Annotated in this window: 21 protein-coding genes; 14 read left to right on the forward strand and 7 right to left on the reverse strand. The window is 46.6% G+C overall.

Going from position 1 to position 21349, the window contains the following annotated elements:
* Window positions 1–175 precede the first annotated feature (175 nt).
* On the reverse strand, window positions 176–1069 hold the full coding sequence (gene hslO, locus BCU07_RS21395; RefSeq protein ID WP_017063067.1) for an Hsp33 family molecular chaperone HslO: 894 nt from the start codon (window positions 1067–1069) through the stop codon (window positions 176–178).
* 18 nt (window positions 1070–1087) lie between these two features.
* Window positions 1088–1474 carry a ribosome-associated heat shock protein Hsp15 gene (gene hslR, locus BCU07_RS21400; protein WP_017090220.1) on the reverse strand — a complete coding sequence of 129 codons (387 nt, stop codon included), beginning with the start codon at window positions 1472–1474 and terminating at the stop codon, window positions 1088–1090.
* 330 nt (window positions 1475–1804) lie between these two features.
* Between hslR and gspC the strand changes: the two genes are divergently transcribed.
* The 12 genes from gspC to BCU07_RS21460 all read left to right on the forward strand — a co-directional run bounded on the left by gspC (window position 1805) and on the right by BCU07_RS21460 (window position 13337).
* Window positions 1805–2686, forward strand: a complete 882-nt coding sequence (gene gspC, locus BCU07_RS21405; RefSeq protein WP_017062489.1) for a type II secretion system protein GspC — start codon at window positions 1805–1807, stop codon at window positions 2684–2686.
* A gap of 41 nt (window positions 2687–2727) precedes the next feature.
* A complete protein-coding gene (gene gspD, locus BCU07_RS21410; RefSeq protein ID WP_102428475.1) occupies window positions 2728–4752 on the forward strand; it encodes a type II secretion system secretin GspD in 2025 nt (674 codons plus the stop codon).
* On the forward strand, window positions 4752–6254 hold the full coding sequence (gene gspE, locus BCU07_RS21415) for a type II secretion system ATPase GspE (RefSeq protein WP_065585034.1): 1503 nt from the start codon (window positions 4752–4754) through the stop codon (window positions 6252–6254). Before gspD ends, gspE begins: the two co-directional genes overlap by 1 nt.
* 1 nt (window position 6255) lies before the next feature.
* A complete protein-coding gene (gene gspF / locus BCU07_RS21420; RefSeq protein WP_017070113.1) occupies window positions 6256–7476 on the forward strand; it encodes a type II secretion system inner membrane protein GspF in 1221 nt (406 codons plus the stop codon).
* An 88-nt stretch (window positions 7477–7564) separates the two neighbouring features.
* Window positions 7565–8008 carry a type II secretion system major pseudopilin GspG gene (gene gspG / locus BCU07_RS21425; protein WP_017062485.1) on the forward strand — a complete coding sequence of 148 codons (444 nt, stop codon included), beginning with the start codon at window positions 7565–7567 and terminating at the stop codon, window positions 8006–8008.
* 78 nt (window positions 8009–8086) lie between these two features.
* On the forward strand, window positions 8087–8680 hold the full coding sequence (gene gspH, locus BCU07_RS21430; RefSeq protein ID WP_017062484.1) for a type II secretion system minor pseudopilin GspH: 594 nt from the start codon (window positions 8087–8089) through the stop codon (window positions 8678–8680).
* Window positions 8667–9062, forward strand: a complete 396-nt coding sequence (gene gspI / locus BCU07_RS21435) for a type II secretion system minor pseudopilin GspI (RefSeq protein WP_017062483.1) — start codon at window positions 8667–8669, stop codon at window positions 9060–9062. The genes gspH and gspI overlap by 14 nt, the downstream gene beginning before the upstream one ends.
* Entirely contained in the window at window positions 9049–9816 is a 768-nt protein-coding gene (gene gspJ / locus BCU07_RS21440) for a type II secretion system minor pseudopilin GspJ (RefSeq protein ID WP_017063073.1), read from the forward strand. The genes gspI and gspJ overlap by 14 nt, the downstream gene beginning before the upstream one ends.
* Window positions 9800–10849 (forward strand): type II secretion system minor pseudopilin GspK, encoded by a 1050-nt coding sequence (gene gspK, locus BCU07_RS21445; protein WP_017062481.1) that lies wholly within the window; start codon window positions 9800–9802, stop codon window positions 10847–10849. The genes gspJ and gspK overlap by 17 nt, the downstream gene beginning before the upstream one ends.
* Window positions 10818–12047 (forward strand): type II secretion system protein GspL, encoded by a 1230-nt coding sequence (gene gspL / locus BCU07_RS21450; RefSeq protein WP_017066632.1) that lies wholly within the window; start codon window positions 10818–10820, stop codon window positions 12045–12047. Before gspK ends, gspL begins: the two co-directional genes overlap by 32 nt.
* Window positions 12048–12067: 20 nt before the next feature.
* On the forward strand, window positions 12068–12556 hold the full coding sequence (locus BCU07_RS21455) for a type II secretion system protein M (protein WP_102332602.1): 489 nt from the start codon (window positions 12068–12070) through the stop codon (window positions 12554–12556).
* A gap of 1 nt (window position 12557) precedes the next feature.
* The gene (locus BCU07_RS21460) at window positions 12558–13337 is read left to right on the forward strand and encodes a type II secretion system protein N (RefSeq protein ID WP_017070118.1); all 780 of its coding nucleotides are present in this window, start codon (window positions 12558–12560) and stop codon (window positions 13335–13337) included.
* A 119-nt stretch (window positions 13338–13456) separates the two neighbouring features.
* On the opposite strand, the gene cysQ is transcribed toward BCU07_RS21460, so the two are convergent.
* From cysQ to BCU07_RS21480, 4 genes are all read right to left on the reverse strand, one after another.
* Window positions 13457–14284: a 3'(2'),5'-bisphosphate nucleotidase CysQ gene (gene cysQ / locus BCU07_RS21465; RefSeq protein WP_017062477.1), complete on the reverse strand. Its 828-nt coding sequence runs from the start codon at window positions 14282–14284 to the stop codon at window positions 13457–13459.
* A gap of 36 nt (window positions 14285–14320) precedes the next feature.
* Complete coding sequence (nudE, locus tag BCU07_RS21470; protein ID WP_017062476.1) at window positions 14321–14872, reverse strand: ADP compounds hydrolase NudE; 552 nt, start codon at window positions 14870–14872, stop codon at window positions 14321–14323.
* Window positions 14873–15161: 289 nt separating this feature from the next.
* Window positions 15162–15746 carry a Fe-S biogenesis protein NfuA gene (gene nfuA / locus BCU07_RS21475; protein ID WP_004741449.1) on the reverse strand — a complete coding sequence of 195 codons (585 nt, stop codon included), beginning with the start codon at window positions 15744–15746 and terminating at the stop codon, window positions 15162–15164.
* A 109-nt stretch (window positions 15747–15855) separates the two neighbouring features.
* A complete protein-coding gene (locus BCU07_RS21480; RefSeq protein ID WP_170962350.1) occupies window positions 15856–16569 on the reverse strand; it encodes a ComF family protein in 714 nt (237 codons plus the stop codon).
* A gap of 93 nt (window positions 16570–16662) precedes the next feature.
* Here BCU07_RS21480 and bioH point away from each other — a divergent pair, with 93 nt between their 5' ends.
* Window positions 16663–17439, forward strand: coding sequence for a pimeloyl-ACP methyl ester esterase BioH (bioH, locus tag BCU07_RS21485; RefSeq protein WP_017063077.1), 777 nt, complete (start codon window positions 16663–16665; stop codon window positions 17437–17439).
* Window positions 17440–17792: 353 nt separating this feature from the next.
* Complete coding sequence (locus BCU07_RS21490; RefSeq protein WP_017063078.1) at window positions 17793–18266, forward strand: hypothetical protein; 474 nt, start codon at window positions 17793–17795, stop codon at window positions 18264–18266.
* Window positions 18267–18392: 126 nt separating this feature from the next.
* Here BCU07_RS21490 and BCU07_RS21495 read toward each other — a convergent pair whose 3' ends face one another.
* Window positions 18393–20723, reverse strand: coding sequence for a Tex family protein (locus tag BCU07_RS21495; protein WP_102428474.1), 2331 nt, complete (start codon window positions 20721–20723; stop codon window positions 18393–18395).
* Window positions 20724–21349 lie beyond the last annotated feature (626 nt).

Here is a 21349-nt window from a genome sequence, read left to right on the forward strand (position 1 = left end):
AGTCTATCCTGTACGCAAACCTTTGCGCTAGGGGCGAGAACATTATTAATTGATTAAAATTAAGCGGTGATTTTATTACGAGATGTTACGGAGTTTGCGCTATTTTGATCACAAAAAAGGCCAGCTGAGGGCTGACCTTTTTGGGGTAAATTACGTGTTTTTGGTACGCCGTAAATTAATGAACCGTATTGCTGCCTTTATCTGCTGCTTCTGCGTACAGTGCATCAACATCATTCTTGTCGAACGAGTAGTTTGTGCCACAGTAATCGCAGTGTAGACCAACGCTTCCTTCGGTGCTTAGGATGTCGTAGATCTCTTCTTGAGCAACAGTAATGATTGCTGCTGCACTTCGATCGCGTGAACAGCCACAGAAGAACTCAACCGGTTGTGGTGTGAATAGCTGTACTTTCTCTTGGTTGTACAAACGGTAAAGCAGTTCGTTCGCTTCTAGAGTGAATAGCTCTTCGTTTTTCACGGTGTCTGTTAGTTGCTCTAGGTGCTCGAAGTCGTCTGGAGTACCGGTGCCGTCAGGCATTACTTGTAGCAACATACCTGCAGCGTGTGCTTTGCCTTCATGCTCGCCAGTGCGCAGCCATAGACGAGTCTTAAGCTGTTCAGAGTTAGCGAAGTAGCCTTCAAGCACTTGTGCAAGCGTGTCACCTTCAAGACCAACGATACCTTGGTAACGCTCACCTTTCTTAGGATCGATAGTGATCACTAGATGACCTTTACCCATTAGGGCATGTAGACCTGCGTCGTCTGCGATATCGCCTTCAAAGCGAGCAACACCACGGATCTTCTGATCGTGATCGCCATTGATAACTGCTAGAGATACTGGGCCGTCACCTTGCAGCTGCATCGTGATAGAACCTTCAAACTTTAGGGTCGCCGTTAGTAGCGTCGTTGAAACCAGTAGCTCACCCAACAGCTTTTGTACTGGAGCTGGGTATTCCTTGCTAGAAATAATCTGTTGGTATGCTTCGTCCATCTGTACCAATTCACCACGTACTGATAGGTCTTCAAATAGGTAGCGATTTAAAACATTACTTGTAGACATTGGGTCTGCCATTTGGCTATTCCTTCTAGCTTATTGAGTCTTGAACTTGATGATGTCACGACGTTGCTTTTTATCTGGGCGACGTTCTGGTGCTGGGCTATGAGCATTTAGCTTGCGTTGTTGTGCAAACTCTTCTCTTTTTGCCAAGCTTTCGGTGGTTTCTTCATAGAGGGTTTGAGCGACTGGCGCCCCGCCGCGGTGTGCGGATATTTTCTCTATGGTGACCGTCTTTTCTTCATTCCCTTGGCGCAGGGTAACCACTGCCCCAAGTTCTACGATTTTGCTGGGTTTACTGCGCTGACCATTATAGTGGACTTTGCCACCATCGACCATGTTGCGAGCAATTGAACGAGTTTTATAAAAGCGTGCTGCCCACAACCATTTATCGAGTCTGACAGCTTCATTAGTCGTTTTCATATAGGACAGTGCCTTTTCAGTTAGAAATGAATGCGGTTTAACTGTAACGAACAGTGCGCAACATGTTTTTGATGATGCTTATCACATTAAGTAGAAGCTTAAAGTGGAGGCGGTTGGCATTTTTTTCAAGTCATAATACAAAATAGCCATGTTATGCCGATTTATCGATTTGCTATGATATAGTTCAGGATCTTATTGCTTAAATAAGCTTGGTATCGAACGAATGAATAAAAAAGCTGAAAGTTTAATGATTTGCAGCGTTTGTCGTCATGAAAAGGGACTAGGAAAGTGAACTTTTTAGAGCTCAAAAATCGCGTAGGGAATTCTCCTATGTTGAGCCGCTTATTAGAGAATGGATTTGTACTTCAGCAGAAACTAAGCTTAGCGACCTGTTGTGTATTGATTGCAGCTTCCGCATGGATCTTAGGGCAGCTTGCATGGTTTATCGAACCTGCTGAGCAAACTATCGCGCCTTGGACAGCAACGGCTTCATCGTCTTCAGCACCTCAATCGACCCTTGATATCTCTTCTTTGCAGCAGAGCAACATGTTTGGTGCTTACAACCCAAGCACGCCCGCTGTGGTTGAACAGCAAGTTATCCAAGATGCGCCTAAGACGCGATTAAACCTCGTTTTAGTGGGTGCAGTCGCGAGCTCGAATCCAAAACTGAGCTTAGCGGTGATCGCCAATCGCGGCACGCAAGCGACCTACGGAATTAATGAAGAGATTGAAGGCACTCGAGCCAAGTTAAAAGCGGTATTAATCGACCGCGTTATCATTGATAACTCAGGACGAGACGAAACCTTGATGCTTGAAGGTATTGAGTACAAGCGTTTGGCTGTATCAGCGCCTGCGCCACCTCGTAGCTCTTCTTCGGTTCGTGGTAATAATCCGGCTTCAGCAGAAGAGAAGCTTGATGAAATTAAAGCGAAGATAATGAAAGATCCGCAACAAATCTTCCAATATGTTCGACTGTCTCAGGTGAAGCGTGACGATAAAGTGATCGGTTATCGTGTGAGCCCTGGCAAAGATTCAGAACTTTTTAACTCTGTTGGGCTCCAAAACGGAGATATTGCCACTCAGTTAAATGGACAAGACCTGACAGACCCTGCTGCTATGGGCAACATATTCCGTTCCATCTCAGAACTAACAGAGCTAAATCTGGTGGTCGAGAGAGATGGTCAACAACATGAAGTGTTTATTGAATTTTAAAACTTTGCGTCTAACGAAGGACGAAAGTGTAGGAGAAGTACGTGAAGCATTGGTTTAAGAAAAGTGCATGGTTATTGGCAGGAAGCTTGATCTGCACACCCGCAGCCATCGCGAGTGATTTTAGTGCCAGCTTTAAAGGCACTGATATTCAAGAGTTTATTAATATTGTTGGTCGTAACCTAGAGAAGACCATCATCGTTGATCCATCGGTGCGCGGAAAAATCGATGTACGCAGCTACGACGTATTGAATGAAGAGCAATATTACAGCTTCTTCTTAAACGTACTAGAGGTGTATGGCTACGCAGTCGTTGAAATGGACTCGGGTGTTCTTAAGATCATCAAAGCCAAGGATTCGAAAACTTCGGCGATCCCCGTTGTTGGTGACCGTGATTCAATCACTGGTGATAGCGTAGTGACGCGTGTAGTGACGGTTCGTAATGTATCGGTTCGTGAACTTTCTCCTCTGCTTCGTCAACTAAACGACAATGCAGGCGCGGGTAACGTTGTGCACTACGACCCAGCCAACATCATCCTTATTACAGGCCGAGCGGCGGTAGTAAACCGTTTAGCTGAAATCATCAAGCGTGTTGACCAAGCGGGTGATAAAGAGATTGAAGTCGTTGAGCTAAAGAATGCTTCTGCGGCAGAAATGGTACGTATCGTTGATGCACTAAGCAAAACCACAGATGCCCAAAACACACCAGCCTTCCTACAACCTAAATTAGTTGCCGATGAACGTACCAATGCGATCCTTATCTCAGGTGACCCTAAGGTACGTAGCCGTTTAAGAAGGTTGATTGAACAGCTTGATGTGGAAATGGCAACCAAGGGCAACAACCAAGTAATTTACCTTAAATACGCCAAAGCAGAAGATTTAGTCGATGTGCTGAAAGGCGTGTCGGACAACCTGCAATCAGAGAAGCAAACATCAACTAAAGGTAGCTCATCTCAACGTGACAAAGTGGTGATCTCAGCTCACAGTGATACCAACTCTTTGGTTATTACCGCCCAACCAGACATCATGAACGCGCTGCAAGATGTGATCGCGCAACTGGATATTCGTCGCGCTCAAGTATTGATTGAAGCCCTAATTGTCGAGATGGCAGAGGGTGATGGCATTAACCTTGGTGTGCAATGGGGTAACCTTGATACTGGTGCTGTGATTCAGTATGGCAACACAGGTGCGTCAATCGGTGGCGTAATGGTTGGTTTAGAAGAAGCGAAAGACACTGAAACGACCACCGCAGTCTATGATGATAATGGCGCCTTTTTGCGTAATGAAACGACCACAGAATCCGGTGACTACTCAACGTTAGCTTCTGCTCTTTCTGGCGTTAATGGCGCGGCAATGAGCGTAGTGATGGGTGACTGGACTGCCTTGATCAGTGCAGTAGCGACCGATTCAAATTCAAATATCCTATCTTCTCCAAGTATCACCGTGATGGATAACGGCGAAGCGTCGTTCATTGTGGGCGAAGAGGTGCCTGTTTTAACTGGCTCGACCGCAGGCTCAAGTAACGATAACCCATTCCAAACGGTTGAACGTAAAGAAGTGGGTATCAAGCTAAAAGTCGTGCCACAAATCAATGAAGGTGACTCAGTTCAGCTGCAAATAGAACAAGAAGTATCGAACGTATTAGGCGCAAACGGGGCAGTAGATGTTCGTTTTGCTAAGCGTCAGCTAAATACGTCAGTGATTGTTCAAGACGGTCAAATGCTGGTGCTGGGTGGCTTGATTGACGAGCGAGCGCTGGAAAGTGAATCTAAGGTGCCGTTCTTGGGCGATATCCCTGTTCTAGGACACCTGTTCAAATCAACCAGTACTCAGGTTGAGAAAAAGAACCTAATGGTATTCATCAAGCCGACCATTATTCGTGATGGTATGACGGCCGATGGTATTACTCAGCGTAAATACAACTTTATTCGTGCTGAGCAGTTGTATAAGTCAGAGCAGGGCCTGAAGCTGATGGATGACGATAATATTCCAGTACTGCCTAAATTTGGCGAAAGCATGAATTACCCGGCTGAACTTCAAGCCTTCATTGATCAGATGGAAACAGAATAATGGCTGAATTGGTAGGGGCGGCACGTACTTATCAGCGCTTGCCGTTTAGCTTTGCGAATCGCTATAAGATGGTGTTGGAGTATCAACATCCAGAGCGCGCACCGATACTTTATTATGTTGAGCCACTGAAATCGGCGGCGATCATTGAAGTGAGTCGTGTTGTGAAAAATGGTTTCACGCCACAAGCGATTACTCTCGATGAGTTTGATAAAAAACTGACCGATGCTTATCAGCGTGACTCGTCAGAAGCTCGTCAGCTCATGGAAGACATTGGTGCTGATAGTGATGACTTCTTCTCACTAGCGGAAGAACTGCCTCAAGACGAAGACTTACTTGAATCAGAGGATGATGCACCAATCATCAAGTTAATCAATGCGATGCTGGGTGAGGCGATCAAAGAAGGTGCTTCGGATATTCATATCGAAACCTTTGAAAAGTCACTTTGTATCCGCTTCCGAGTTGATGGTGTGCTGCGTGATGTTCTAGCGCCAAGCCGTAAACTGGCGCCGCTGCTCGTGTCACGTGTAAAGGTTATGGCGAAGTTGGATATTGCAGAAAAACGCGTGCCACAAGACGGTCGTATTTCTCTGCGTATTGGTGGTCGAGCGGTCGACGTTCGTGTATCAACCATGCCTTCTTCGCACGGTGAGCGTGTGGTAATGCGTCTGTTGGACAAAAACGCCACTCGTCTAGACTTGCACAGTTTAGGTATGACAGCAGAAAACCATGAAAACTTCCGTAAGCTGATTCAGCGCCCACACGGCATTATCTTGGTGACCGGCCCGACAGGTTCAGGTAAATCGACGACCCTGTACGCAGGCCTGCAAGAACTCAACAGCAATGAACGAAACATTTTAACCGTTGAAGACCCGATCGAATTCGATATCGATGGCATTGGTCAAACACAAGTGAACCCTAAGGTTGATATGACCTTTGCGCGTGGTTTACGTGCGATTCTTCGTCAAGATCCCGATGTGGTAATGATTGGTGAGATACGTGACTTAGAGACCGCAGAGATCGCTGTTCAAGCCTCTTTGACCGGTCACTTAGTGATGTCGACCCTTCACACCAATACGGCAATCGGTGCAATTACGCGTCTGCGTGATATGGGCATCGAACCCTTCTTGATCTCTTCTTCGCTGCTGGGTGTTTTGGCTCAGCGCTTGGTTCGCACCCTGTGTAACGACTGTAAAGAACCTTACGAAGCGGATAAAGAACAGAAAAAACTGTTTGGGTTGAAGAAGAAAGACAGCCTAACGCTTTACCATGCCAAAGGGTGTGAAAGCTGCAGTCACAAAGGCTATCGAGGCCGTACTGGTATTCATGAGCTATTGATGATTGACGATTCGGTACAAGAGCTGATTCACAGTGAGGCTGGCGAACAGGCGATTGAGAAAGCAATTCGTGGCACAACACCAAGTATTCGAGATGATGGCTTGAGCAAAGTTCTGAAAGGGGTAACGTCCTTAGAAGAAGTGATGCGAGTGACCAAGGAAGTCTAGTATGGCGGCATTTGAATACAAAGCACTGGATGCCAAAGGCAAAAGTAAAAAAGGCTCGATTGAAGCGGATAACGCTCGTCAGGCTCGCCAAAGAATCAAAGAACAAGGCTTGATGCCGGTTGAGATGACCGAAGCTAAAGCTAAAACGACGAAAGGTGCACAGCCTTCGACCAGCTTTAAGCGTGGTATCAGCACGCCAGACCTTGCTTTGATTACTCGCCAAATTTCCACTTTGGTGCAATCAGGCATGCCGCTAGAAGAGTGCTTGAAAGCCGTGGCGGAGCAATCTGAAAAGCCACGTATTCGAACCATGTTACTGGCGGTTCGTTCGAAGGTAACGGAAGGTTATTCGCTAGCCGATAGCTTGGCTGATTACCCACATATCTTTGATGAACTGTTTAGAGCCATGGTCGCGGCTGGTGAGAAATCGGGTCACTTAGATGCGGTATTGGAGCGACTGGCTGATTACGCAGAAAACCGTCAGAAGATGCGCTCTAAGTTGCTGCAAGCGATGATCTACCCTGTGGTGCTGGTGGTGTTTGCGGTGACGATTGTTTCGTTCCTGCTGGCAACCGTGGTACCTAAGATCGTTGAACCGATTATCCAAATGGGCCAAGAACTTCCTCAATCGACACAATTTTTATTGGCATCGAGTGAATTTATCCAGAATTGGGGCATCCAATTACTGTTGTTGATCATCGGTGTGATTGTGTTGATTAAGACCGCTCTGAAAAAGCCGGGTGTTCGCATGAGTTGGGATCGCAAGCTATTAAGCATTCCACTGATCGGCAAGATCGCGAAAGGAATTAATACCTCTCGTTTTGCACGAACACTCTCTATCTGTACCTCGAGTGCGATTCCTATCCTTGAGGGGATGAAGGTTGCGGTTGATGTAATGTCGAATCACCATGTGAAGCAACAAGTACTGCAGGCGTCAGACAGTGTTAGAGAAGGGGCAAGCCTGCGTAAAGCGCTCGATCAAACCAAACTCTTCCCTCCAATGATGCTGCATATGATCGCCAGTGGTGAGCAGAGTGGTCAGTTAGAGCAAATGCTAACAAGAGCGGCAGATAACCAGGATCAAAGCTTTGAATCGACCGTGAATATCGCGTTAGGTATCTTTACGCCAGCACTTATCGCTTTGATGGCAGGCTTAGTGCTGTTCATTGTGATGGCGACTCTGATGCCGATGCTTGAAATGAATAATTTGATGAGTGGTTAATCAACTGCTCATAAGACGTTAGTTTTTGGATTAACGAGAAGAAGGACATTATTACCTTCAACTCGCTGTCTGTAATTTGGAGAAAATAATGAAAAACAGAATGAAGAAACAATCAGGCTTTACCCTATTAGAAGTGATGGTTGTTGTGGTTATCCTTGGCGTATTGGCGAGCTTTGTTGTACCTAACCTATTGGGTAACAAAGAGAAGGCTGACCAACAAAAAGCCATCACTGATATTGTGGCGCTAGAGAACGCGCTAGATATGTACAAACTGGATAACAGCGTTTACCCAACAACGGATCAAGGTCTTGATGCATTGGTTTCTAAGCCAAGCAGCCCAGAGCCTCGTAACTACCGCGACGGTGGCTACATCAAGCGTCTGCCAAACGACCCATGGGGTAACGAGTACCAATACCTAAGCCCTGGTGATAACGGCACTATTGATATTTTCACTCTTGGTGCTGATGGCCAAGAAGGTGGTGAAGGTATTGCGGCGGATATCGGCAACTGGAACATGCAGGATTTCCAATAAGCTTCAGCTTATTGTTTGATTCGTTATTGATGCTTGATACGTTATTGATGGTAGGACGTAAACAGATGGAGTCTAAAGGTGAAAACTAAGCAAACACAGCCAGGTTTCACCTTGATTGAGATTCTCTTGGTGTTGGTACTACTGTCAGTAACGGCGGTTGCGGTGATCGCGACCATTCCTACCAATAGCAAAGATGTTGCTAAAAAATACGCTCAAAGCTTTTATCAGCGAGTTCAATTACTCAATGAAGAGGCTATTTTGAGCGGCTTAGATTTTGGCGTTCGAGTTGATGAAAAGAAATCGACCTATGTACTGATGGCGCTTAAGTCTGAAGGCTGGCAAGAAGTCGATTTTGAAAAAATCCCCTCTTTAACTGAACTACCGGAAGAACTCGCATTGTCACTGACCTTAGGTGGTGGCGCATGGGAAGACGATGATCGGTTGTTCAACCCAGGAAGCTTGTTTGATGAAGATATGTTTGCTGATCTTGAAGAGGAAAAGAAGCCGAAACCACCACAGATCTACATCTTGTCGAGTGCTGAAATGACGCCATTTGTATTGTCGTTTTATCCAAATACCGGAGACACCATACAAGATGGTTGGCGTATTCGAGTATTGGACAATGGTGTGATTCGACTGCTAGAACCGGGAGAAGAAGATGAAGAGGAATAACCGTTCTCCTTATCGTTTTCGTGGTATGCCCCTTGGTTCTCGAGGAATGACGCTGCTTGAGGTATTGGTTGCGCTCGCTATCTTTGCGACTGCGGCGATCAGTGTGATTCGTGCTGTTACTCAGCACATCAATACCCTCAGTTATCTCGAAGAAAAAACCTTCGCGGCTATGGTCGTTGATAATCAAATGGCTTTGGTGATGCTGCATCCTGAGAAGCTAAAAAAAGCGCAGGGCACACAAGAGTTGGCCGAGAGAGAGTGGTTTTGGAAGGTCACGCCAATCGATACTAGCGATGATTTATTAAAGGCGTTTGATGTGAGTGTGGCAACCAGTAAACAAGCTTCTCCAGTGGTCACGGTGCGCAGCTATGTGGTCAAGTAAAAGCGTGTCGTTAGCTCAGAGCAAGTCGCTAAGTAAGAGCATGTCCGCCAATAAGCGTGTGCCTCGTAAACAAGGACTATCTTCGAAAGGGAGAGGCTTTACCTTAATTGAGGTTTTGGTCTCGATCGCTATCTTTGCCACGTTAAGCATGGCGGCTTATCAGGTAGTAAATCAGGTTCAGCGCAGCAACGAGCTTTCAATCGAGCGCAGTGCTCGTTTAAATCAACTGCAACGTAGCTTAGTCATTTTAGATAATGATTTTCGCCAGATGGCGGTGCGACAATTTCGTACCAACGGTGAAGAAGCATCATCTAAGCTGATCTTAATTAAAGAGTATTTACTGGATTCCGACAGCGTTGGCATCATGTTTACTCGCCTTGGCTGGCATAACCCACAGCAGCAGTTTCCTCGCGGAGAAGTCACCAAAGTGGGTTACCGCATTAAAGAAGAAACGCTTGAGCGTGTGTGGTGGCGCTACCCCGATACTCCTGCAGGACAAGAAGGTGTGATTACGCCTTTGCTTGATGATGTTGAAAGCTTGGAATTCGAGTTTTATGACGGAAGCCGCTGGGGGAAAGAGTGGCAAGCCGACAAATCGCTACCGAAAGCGGTAAGGTTAAAGCTAACCTTGAAAGATTATGGTGAGATAGAGCGTATTTATCTCACCCCTGGTGGCACGCTAGATCAGGCCGATGATTCTTCAAACAGTGACTCTTCAAGTAGTAATGAGGGGAATAATGACTCATCGAACTAATAAGTTTGCACTGACAAGGTCTGCCATGGGGCGCAAGCAGCGAGGTGTTGCGCTGATCATTATCCTGATGCTACTGGCGATAATGGCAACCATCGCAGGCAGTATGTCGGAACGCCTGTTTACTCAATTTAAGCGCGTGGGCAATCAACTGAATTACCAACAGGCTTACTGGTACAGCATTGGTGTCGAAGCGCTGGTGCAAGACGGCATTAGGCAAAGCTACAAAGACAGTGATACCGTCAACTTGAGTCAACCATGGGCGTTAGAAGAACAGGTATACCCGTTGGATTATGGTCAAGTTAAAGGCCGTATTGTTGATGCTCAGGCATGTTTTAATCTCAATGCGTTGGCTGGTGTGGCGACGACTTCAAGTAACCAAACACCTTATTTAATTACGGTTTGGCAAACCTTGTTGGAAAACCAAGATGTTGAGCCTTATCAGGCCGAGGTTATTGCACATTCAAGCTGGGAATTTGTTGATAGTGATACCCGAACCACCTCTTCAGCTGGTGTAGAAGACAGTACTTATGAGGCGATGAAGCCATCTTATTTGGCAGCGAATGGCTTAATGGCCGATGAGTCCGAGCTACGCTCGGTTTATCAAGTCACTGGTGAGGTGATGAATAAGGTTCGCCCCTTTGTTTGTGCTCTGCCGAGCGACGATTTCCGTTTGAATGTGAATACTCTTACGGAAAAGCAGGCGCCGTTATTGGAAGCGATGTTTGCCCCCGGCTTAAGTGAATCGGATGCCAAACAGCTGATAGACAAACGCCCATTCGATGGTTGGGATACGGTGGATGCGTTTATGGCTGAGCCTGCTATTGTGGGTGTGAGTGCCGAAGTCAGCAAAAAAGCGAAAGCATATTTAACTGTAGATAGCGCCTATTTTGAGCTAGATGCAGAGGTATTAGTTGAGCAGTCACGTGTACGTATACGGACGCTTTTCTATAGTAGTAATCGAGAAACAGTGACGGTAGTACGCCGTCGTTTTGGAGGAATCAGTGAGCGAGTTTCTGACCGTTCGACTGAGTAGCGAACCACAAAGCCCTGTGCAGTGGTTAGTTTGGTCGACAAGCCAACAAGAAGTGATAGCAAGCGGTGAACTGTCTAGCTGGGATCAGCTTGACGAGTTAACGCCTTACGCTGAAAAGCGCAGCTGTATCGCTTTATTGCCGGGAAGTGAATGCTTAATTAAGCGTGTTGAGATCCCGAAAGGTGCTGCTCGCCAGTTCGATTCTATGCTGCCGTTTTTATTAGAAGACGAAGTCGCACAAGATATCGAAGACTTACACCTGACTATTTTAGAGAAAGACGCAACGCACGCGACAGTGTGTGGTGTGGAACGTGATTGGCTTAAGCAGGCGCTGGATACTTTCCGCGAAGCGAACATTATCTTTCGTAAAGTATTGCCTGATACCTTAGCGTTGCCTTTAGAAGATCAGGGCATCAGTGCGCTGCAGATCGACCAACATTGGTTATTGCGTCAAAGCAACTATCAAGCAGTGTCGATCAATGAGGCGTGGCTAGCGATGTTCTTACAAAGCGATTGGGTTGCCTTAGATGACGAAGAGCAATCACCAACGATTTTTAGCTACACCGCACTGCCAAGTGATGACGTTCAACTGCAAAGTGGCATTGAGTGGCAAGCTAAACCTGCGGAACTGGTGATGTCTTTACTGAGCCAACAAGCCATTACAAGTGGCGTAAACTTACTGACTGGCACCTTTAAAACCAAATCTTCATTCAGTAAGTACTGGCGTGTATGGCAAAAAGTAGCGATCGCAGCTTGTTTGCTGGTGGCGGTGATCGTCACTCAGCAAGTCTTAAAGGTTCAGCAGTACGAAGCACAAGCCGAAGCGTACCGAACGGAGAGTGAACGTATTTTTAGAAGCGTACTTCCGGGCAAGCAACGTATTCCGACGGTCAGCTACCTTAAGCGCCAGATGAACGACGAAGCTAAGAAGTATGGTGGCTCGGGTGATGGTGATTCCTTACTTGGATGGCTAGCGTTACTGCCAGAAACTTTAGGACAAGTGAAAGCCATCGAAGTGAATAGTATTCGCTACGACGGCAACCGCTCAGAGGTGAGATTGGAAGCGAAAAGTACTGACTTCCAATATTTCGAGACTGCGCGAGTGAAACTTGAAGAGAAGTTTACCGTTGAGCAAGGGCCATTGAATCGTAATGGTGATGCCGTATTTGGCAGCTTTACTCTTAAACCCCATCAATAACCTGCGTAAGGAGATCAGTGATGAGAAATATGATTGAGCCACTCCAAGCGTGGTGGACTTCAATAAGTCAAAGAGAGCAACGACTAGTGATTGGTTGCTCAATTCTATTGGTGGTCGGTGTCGTTTATTGGGGGCTAATCCAGCCACTCAGTCAGCGAGCTGAACTTGCGCAGACCCGCATTCAAAGCGAGAAGCAACTACTGGCTTGGGTAACCAATAAAGCCAATGAAGTGGTTGAACTACGAGGCAGTGGCGGCATTAGTGCCAGTCAACCTCTGAATCAATCTGTGCCTGCTTCTATGCGTCGCTTTAATATCGAGCTGATACGCGTGCAACCACGTGGCGAAATGTTGCAAGTGTGGGTAAAACCTGTGCCTTTTAATAAGTTCGTTGACTGGCTAACATACCTGAAAGAAAAACAGGGTGTGGAGGTTGAGTTTATGGACATTGATCGCTCCGATAACCCAGGGGTTATTGAGGTCAACCGACTACAGTTTAAACGAGGTTAATGTGAAACGCGGTTTATCTTTGAAGTTAGGTTTACTTTTTGGCGGCATCTTTATTGTCTTTTTCTCGGTTAGTCTGTTGCTGCATCTACCGGCCTCTTTTGTACTCAAACATGCACCGGCTGTGCGTGGCTTGAATATTGAAGGTGTTGAAGGAACGGTTTGGCAGGGCAGCGCCAATAATATCGCCTGGCAGCGTGTTAATTACGGTTCAGTACAGTGGGACTTTCAGTTCTCTAAACTCTTCCAAGCCAAAGCTGAATTAGCGGTTCGTTTTGGTCGTAATAGCGACATGAACTTGTCAGGAAAAGGGCGTGTTGGGTACAGCATGAGTGGTGCGTATGCGGAAAACTTAGTCGCATCAATGCCCGCTGCTAACGTGATGAAATATGCTCCAGCCATTCCAGTCCCGGTTTCAATTGGTGGAAAGGTTGAGCTGACGATCAAGCATGCGGTTCATGCTCAACCTTGGTGTCAGTCTGGTGAAGGTACTGTGGCTTGGTCTGGTGCTGCAGTCGATTCACCTGTTGGTTCATTAGACCTTGGTCCTGTGATTGCGGACATAACCTGTGAAGACAGTACAATTGCAGCCAAAGGCGTTCAGAAGAGCACTCAAGTAGACAGTGAGTTCTCAGCGAGTCTAACATCTAACCAGCGCTACACATCTGCAGCGTGGTTTAAACCGGGTGTTGAATTCCCGCCAACGATGCAAAATCAGCTTAAATGGTTGGGTAATCCTGATAGCCAAGGTAAGTACCAGTTTACTTATCAAGGTCGTTTTTAGCTAAACGGCTAAGGGTCACTAAATTACGAGATATAAAAAACGGGCACCTCACTGAGGTGCCCGTTTTGTTTGTTCTGAGAATCTAGAGGATATCTGACAGTTAAAGGGAGCAAACTCGCCTAGTCTTTGCCTTGCAAAATTTCTACCCACGGTAAATCTGCATCACCGAGTACAATGAAGTTCGGGTTTTCTAGCGTTTCTCTTTCATTGTACGAAAGCGGTTCTAGTTGAGTACTTAAGATACGTCCGCCAGCTTCTTCAACAATGCACTGCGTTGCGGCGGTATCCCACTCTCCGGTTGGTCCAAGGCGCAGATAACAATCCACAGCGCCTTCTGCGACTAAACAGGCCTTAAGCGCTGCTGAGCCTAGAGGAACCAAATCATAATTCCATGCTGAGCTCATACGGCTAGTGATGCGATTGATGTCCTGGCGACGGCTGATCGCCATGGCGATTGACTGGTTTGGCAGCTCGTGACGATGCGTTTTGATTTTCACGCTGTCATTAAGGTCTGGGATCTTCCAAGCGCCTTTGCCACTGTAAGCGTAATAGCTCACACCTGAAACGGGTGCGTATACCACGCCCATCACTGGCTTGTTATGCTCGATTAGGGCGATAATTGTCGCGAAATCACCACTTCGTGCGATGAACTCCTGGGTGCCGTCCAGTGGGTCAACTAACCAGTAGCGATCCCATTGAGAGCGTTGCTCTAGGCTGATGTCGGCGTCTTCTTCGGATAATACGGGAATATCAGGCGTCAATTCACTGAGTTTTTTTAATATCAGCTTATGTGCTGCAAGATCGGCACTGGTTACTGGAGTGTCATCACTCTTAATGAACTCTTCGTAATCCTTTTTCTCGTAGATCTCTAAGATGAGTTGACCAGCAGAGCGAGCAATCTCAATGACAGAGGGTAGGAGGTGAGACAAATCTTTTGTTATTGGCATAAATGTTCTCTTACTCTTAGAGCGAGCCTGAATGTTCTAGTTATTGTTTAATACACGAAGGCTTAAAAGCAGGGCTGTAATACTCCGAGCCTCACAGAAATCGAGATGTGTTAACAGTTCTTCGGCTTGAGCAAGTGGCCAGCGCACAATATCGAGAGGCTCTGGCTCATCACCTTCTAGCTTTTCTGGGTAGAGGTCTTCTGCAATAAACAGCGTCATTTTGCTAGAGAAGTAAGAGGGTGCAAGGATCACTTCCTTCAGCGGAGTAAGCTTGTTGGCACCGAAGCCTATCTCTTCTTTGAGTTCGCGAACGGCGGCTTCGTTTGGCTGCTCACCTGGATCGATAAGCCCTTTTGGAAAGCCAAGTTCGTAGCGTTCAGTTCCCGCTGCATATTCACGTACTAATAGAATATCGCCTTGCTCAGTAATAGGAACCATCATCACTGCGTTGCGCCCGCTGGGCTTCATGCGTTCGTAAGTGCGCTCTTCGCCGTTTGAAAAGCGTAAGTCGAGAGACTCGATAGAGAATAGTCTTGATTGAGCGACAGTTTGTTTAGCCAAAATCTCTGGCTTGGTCCTTTTCGTCATTGCGCTCGCTCCTTAGCTCATTGGAATTCTTTCTTATAAAGTCATTCTAATATAGGGGAAATGACCTTGAGTTCCTAGATCCGAGTTTTCATATCCGAAAATTATTGAAGCAGGAATCGATTACGATCACTTGAATACCTTACTCAAGATGGTAACGAGGTGAAAATATGGTTGTATAGCAAAAGAGTATAGAGAGAACGCGATAGTCCTAACTTGCTTATCCACATAACAAAAAAGGTTGATGCTTGCGCATCAACCTTTCAAATAACAACTAACACTAAATCAGTGATTAGTAGTAAGAGTGCTCACCACGATCGTGCTCAGTTGCATCACGAACAGCAGTCAGTTCACCTTCAAACTGTTGAAGAAGTTCTTTCTCGATGCCTTCTTTTAGCGTTACATCAACCATAGAACAACCGTTACAACCACCACCGAATGCTACAATAGCTGCGCCGTCTTCAGTGATTTCTACCAAGCTAACGTGACCGCCGTGACCAGCAAGTTGTGGGTTAACTTGTGTTTGAATTGCGTATTCAACACGTTCTAGAAGTGGTGCATCGTCTGCGACTTTACGCATCTTAGCGTTTGGTGCTTTAAGCGTTAGCTGAGAGCCCATTTTGTCAGTAACGAAGTCAATTTCAGCTTCATCTAGGAACGGTAGGCTTAGCTCATCTACGTATGCAGAGAAAGCTTCGAATTTAAGCTCTGTGTCAGACGCTTCGATAGCATCTGTTGGGCAGTAAGAAACACCACACTCAGCGTTTTGTGTGCCTGGGTTTACCACGAACACACGAATGTTTGTACCTTCAGGCTGCTGTGACAGCAGATTGGCAAAGTGAGTTTGAGCTGTTTCTGTAATAGTAATATTTGACACGACGAATACCTGAGTAGATTTGTAGGTTATTAGCGCCATTCTACTCCTGTCAGATTTGTAATTCAGCCCTTTTTTGTTGGATTGCTGTACAAGTAGTGATTCACAGCTTTTATCCAGAGGGCTCAGGAGTGCGGCAGATGCAGTAAATATCAATCCTTTTAACGTCCACTTCAAGTAGTAATTGGCATAATTGATACACAGTACTGCCGGTGGTTACAACATCATCAATTATCGCGACGTGAGAGGGGATAGTTCCTTGAACGTCTTGTTTTCGCAGCGCAAAAGCGCTCTTTAGATTGTGTAATCGTACGGATTTAGTCAGCCCCTGCTGGGAAGCCGTTGAGCGAATTCGACGAAAGAGCACATCACTTTCAACGCCAAGCTCTTGAGCCGTGTAGTCGGCTAGCAGCTTACTTTGATTAAAGCCGCGATGAGTATATCGACGCCAATGCAGCGGCACGCTGGTGATCAGCGGAGCAGGATATTCGATACGTGATGCCAATAGCTTAGATAGATCACGTGCAAACCAAAACTTATCAGCGTACTTCATTTGCTGAATGTAACCTGCTGTAGGGAAGGTGTAATCGCCGACACAGTAGAGGCGATGCCAAGGTGGAGGTTGAGATAAGCACTGTCCGCACTGCTCTACTGTGAGCAGTGTTTTTAAACCACATCGTTGGCAGCGTGGTACTGGCTGAAAGAGTTTGAGACAAGAATTGCACCATCGAGGATGTGTATCACTGGGCAGTTTATCAAGTTTGCACAGGTGGCATTGAGGTGTGACCAGACGTGGTGTGTGTTTTTGTAGCCAATCGGATAACATAGCTCGTGATGCTTTTGGGTTATGGTGTTCCTTTTGCTCACCATACTGAAAAGCGCGGATTATCGCTGATGGAAAAAGTAGGGAATATTGAGAATGAGTGACGCGTTATATTGGCATGTTTCTGGGCAAGGGCCTGATTTAGTACTGGTTCACGGCTGGGGAATGAACGGTGCGGTATGGCAACAAACCGTTAATGCATTACAAGCTGATTTTCGAGTGCATGTTGTCGATTTACCAGGGTATGGACACAGCGCGCACTGCCACGCTCAAGATCTTGAAGAGATTGCTCAGCAGCTTTTGGCCGAAGCACCAAAGCAAGCGATTTGGGTGGGTTGGTCACTTGGAGGCTTGGTCGCAACGCACATGGCTCTCCATCACTCAGATTACGTGAGCAAGCTGGTGACTGTCGCCAGTTCTCCCAAATTCGCCGCTGCAAAAGAGCCCGTGTTATGGCGAGGCATTCAGCCCAACGTATTAAGCGCATTCACCGAGCAACTGGTTGAAGATTTCCAAACCACCATCGAACGCTTTATGGCATTGCAAGCCATGGGCAGCCCTTCAGCAAGGCAAGATGTAAAACAACTCAAGCAAGCGGTGCTGTCTCGCCCGTTGCCGAACCCTGACTCATTATTGGCAGGATTAAAGATGCTGTCGGATGTCGATCTGCGTGAACAACTGCCTGAGATTTCAGTACCAATGCTACGCTTGTATGGTCGATTAGATGGATTGGTGCCAATCAAGGTTGCGAAAGACTTAGGCACAGCCTTGCCTCATACCGAGCAATACATATTTACCCAGTCTTCGCATGCACCGTTTATGACCGAAGCGGATGCCTTTTGCAGTGAGCTTGTCAGCTTCGCACAAAAATAATTGCTAAATATATATCCGGCTTGGTCGATATATAAGCTAATACCAATCACAGTAAGTAAGTGTTCAAAAATAGCGTAGGTAAAAGGCTTGAGAACAAGGCAGCTTTTTTTTGACAAGTAGTTTCGATAAGTAGTTATTCTACAATCAAAAAATCTAACGCCGTTATCCAGCATTTTAACAAGCTAGGATGATCAGTTATTTACTACGATTGGTATAACACCAACGTGTTGCATGATACTCAGACCTAACTCTCTCCAGAGCTGATTGCGCTAAGTTGGGCTATGCCTGTTGTGCGTTCTCGGTACAACAGTGTTATGGCAATATTGATGGGCGATTCTTGAGGAGAGTTCGCGATGATTGTGTCACCTGCAACTGCAGTGAGTGTGCCATTAATCGCCCCGTCCGTTAATGTGCAAACAGAGCAAGTTGCGCGTGATAATAGAGTCCGAGAGCCTGTTGCTCCCGCAGTAGCATTGGCGAGAACCAATGCAGAGCGTAAGGTAAAATCAGACGATAAACGAAGGCAGCAGTCGGCTTGGGATCCTTCAGACCATCCAGGTTATGAAATGGAGAACGAGTCAGAGGCCAATTCGGTTAGCCAAGAAGAGCCACAAGACCCTTTTGATCGGCTGTTCAGCTTATTGGCACTGAAAACATACAGTGCTGATCAAGGCAAAGGTTATACCATGCGTTTCCGCCTGCCAAAGCATGTTTTAGATGCGGCGATTCAGGAAGGACAGATGGAGAAACGACGTAAGGTCATAAAGTATCATTATGGTCATGCTGTTGCGCCTCATGCTCCATCAGAGATGTTGGTGGTCTTATAAATCAAAAGTTTACGAGTCAACCAAGCTTCGATGTCTTTTTTGAACACATAATAAAAAAACCTGCATACCCTAAGGGATGCAGGTTTTCTGTTTTAAGCACATCAGCTTTTTAGATGAGCTAATGGATTACTTTTTCGCTTTAGCAAAAGCGGCAGCGAATGCTCCACCCATTGCAGCGTTTTGTTGCGGCTCTTCACGACGGCGTTGGCCACCTTGCGAGTTTTGATTCGAGCGGTTTTGTGTACGAGGTGCACTTGAACGTTGAGCACGGTTGTCTTGTCCAGGCTCGTCCTTCATACGCATGCTCAGTGCAATACGTTTACGCTGAACATCCACTTCCATCACCTTCACTTTCACGATGTCGCCCGCTTTAACCACTTCACGTGGGTCAGAGACAAAGCGATCGGTCAGCGCTGAAATATGAACTAAGCCATCTTGGTGAACACCAATATCAACGAAGGCACCAAAGTTAGCCACGTTCGATACCACACCTTCTAGAATCATGCCTGGTTCTAGGTCTGAAACGCTGTTTACGCCATCTGCGAAGGTTGCAGTCTTGAACTCAGGGCGAGGGTCGCGTCCCGGCTTATCCAGCTCCTTGATGATGTCGGTGACCGTTGGAACACCAAAGTTTTCATTAGTGTAATCAACCGCGTGCAAACCACGTAAGAAGTCGGTGTTACCTACCAGAGATTTGATGTCTTTGTGGTTTTTCTCAGCAATGGTTTTCACTACTGGGTAAGCTTCTGGGTGAACCGATGATGCATCTAACGGGTTCTTACCATCCATAATACGTAGGAAACCAGCACACTGTTCAAAGGCTTTTGGCCCTAAGCGAGCGACTTTCTTTAGCGTAGTACGTGCTTCGAAGCGACCATTCTCATCACGGAAATCCACGATGTTCTGAGCGATGGTGCTAGAAAGGCCGGCTACGCGAGTAAGTAGCGCGGCAGACGCTGTATTCACATCAACGCCTACGGCGTTTACACAGTCTTCGACAATCGCATCTAGGCGCTTAGCGAGCATGGTTTGGCTCACATCGTGTTGGTATTGGCCCACACCGATCGATTTAGGGTCAATCTTCACTAGCTCTGCCAGTGGATCTTGCAGACGACGAGCAATAGACACCGCACCACGAATTGATACATCCATGTTCGGGAACTCTTTTGCAGCTAGTTCAGACGCGGAATACACCGATGCGCCCGCTTCGCTAACAATGATCTTTTGCGCTTTTAGGTTGCCGCGTTTAATTACGTCAGCCACAAAGCTGTCGGTTTCGCGTGAAGCCGTACCGTTACCAATCGCAATCAAATCAACATTGAATTGACGAACCATCTGCTCAACCACGTGTGCCGATTTGTCGTATTGCTTTTGAGGTGGGTGAGGGTAAATAGTTTCTGTTGCCAAAACCTTACCGGTTGAATCCACGACAGCGATTTTCGAACCGGTACGTAAACCTGGGTCCAAGCCTAAGGTTGCTCGAGGACCAGCTGGCGCTGCCATGAGTAGGTCTTTTAGGTTGGTTGCGAATACTTCAATCGCTTCGATCTCTGCACGCTCTTTCATTGCGCCCATCAATTCAGTTTCCATGTGCATAGAAACCTTAATGCGCCATGCCCAGCTGATCACTTGCTTACGCCACGCGTCCGCAGGAGCACTGCTCAGAGTAATGCCGTAGTGATCAGAGATAATGTTCTCACAGTATGAACCACGTACACCTTCTTCTTGCTCAGGATCGGCATTCATCGCCAGTGTTAGGAAGCCTTCATTGCGGCCACGCAGCATGGCAAGTGCACGGTGAGACGGCACTTTGCTGAGTGTTTCGTTGTGCTCGAAGTAGTCTTTGAACTTCTCGCCTTCTTGCTCTTTACCTGTCACTACACGAGCGACTAGCTCTGAGTTGCGTGTTAGGTGTTGGCGAATCTTTTCTAGTAGGTTTGCGTCTTCCGCAATGCGTTCCATGATGATCGCACGAGCACCATCGAGAGCAGCTTTGGTATCGGCAATGCCTTTATCGTTGCTGATGAAGTTCGCCGCTTCCGTTTCTGGATCGTGCTGTGGTTCATTCCACAGTGTGTCGGCAAGTGGTTCTAAGCCCGCTTCAATCGCGATCTGGCCTTTAGTACGGCGCTTTGGTTTGTATGGCAGGTATAAATCTTCTAGGCGAGTCTTGCTGTCTGCTTGAGTGATATCACGCTCGAGTTCTGGCGTGAGTTTTCCTTGGTCTTGAATCGACTTAAGAATTGTTTGGCGACGATCGTCTAGCTCGCGAAGGTATGAAAGGCGGCTATCAAGGTTACGTAGTTGGGTATCGTCTAAGCCACCCGTAACTTCTTTACGGTAGCGGGCAATAAAGGGAACGGTGTTACCGTCGTCAATTAGGTTTACTGCGGCAGTGACTTGCTCAGAACGGACATTCAGTTCTTCAGCGATCAGTCGACAGATAGCTTGGCTCATCCGATGAATCTCTTATTTAATATCGTGACAAATACATGGGGGTGAGCGTACGCTTTTTCTAGCTATGACTGTGTAATTATCCTGTCAGAAGTCGAATTTCCGTTTCTGATACCCGCTTTGTGCGAGATCTCTTACAAGTGATGTGAGACTAAGTCGCTTTAGACCGATGAAATCGTCTTGATGTTACACTAAGTTGCTGATTTTATTTGATTGTGTGTTTGTGGGCGTATTTCTCACCTGAAATGTTTTTTAAGACTATCTAGGAAACACGGCCATTTGCCGTAATATTTAACTTGTCGACAGGGAGTTGGCAGGAACAGGAAAAAGCCTAATGGACTAGGTATCTTCAGGATGAAGATTTGATTACTTAGGATGAGTGGTCAGCAAGGAAGTGATAATCTCTGGATGAGATTCGCCAGTCAGGATGACAGGCTAGAATGGACACCGCTAGGATGGCGATGAACAAAAAGGAAATTGGTTAAAGGATTTAGCCACTATCAAGGAAAGATGCAGGGAGCACCTTATCTCGAAGAGATAAACAGTAGCCGGATTGCTGCGATAGAGACTTAACCCCGCTAGGCGAAAGCCTTGCGGGGTTTTCTTTTATCTGGAGTTTGGGTTTGCTG

Source organism: Vibrio sp. 10N.261.54.E10 (assembly GCF_002877735.2).
Classification (GTDB): domain Bacteria; phylum Pseudomonadota; class Gammaproteobacteria; order Enterobacterales; family Vibrionaceae; genus Vibrio; species Vibrio crassostreae_C.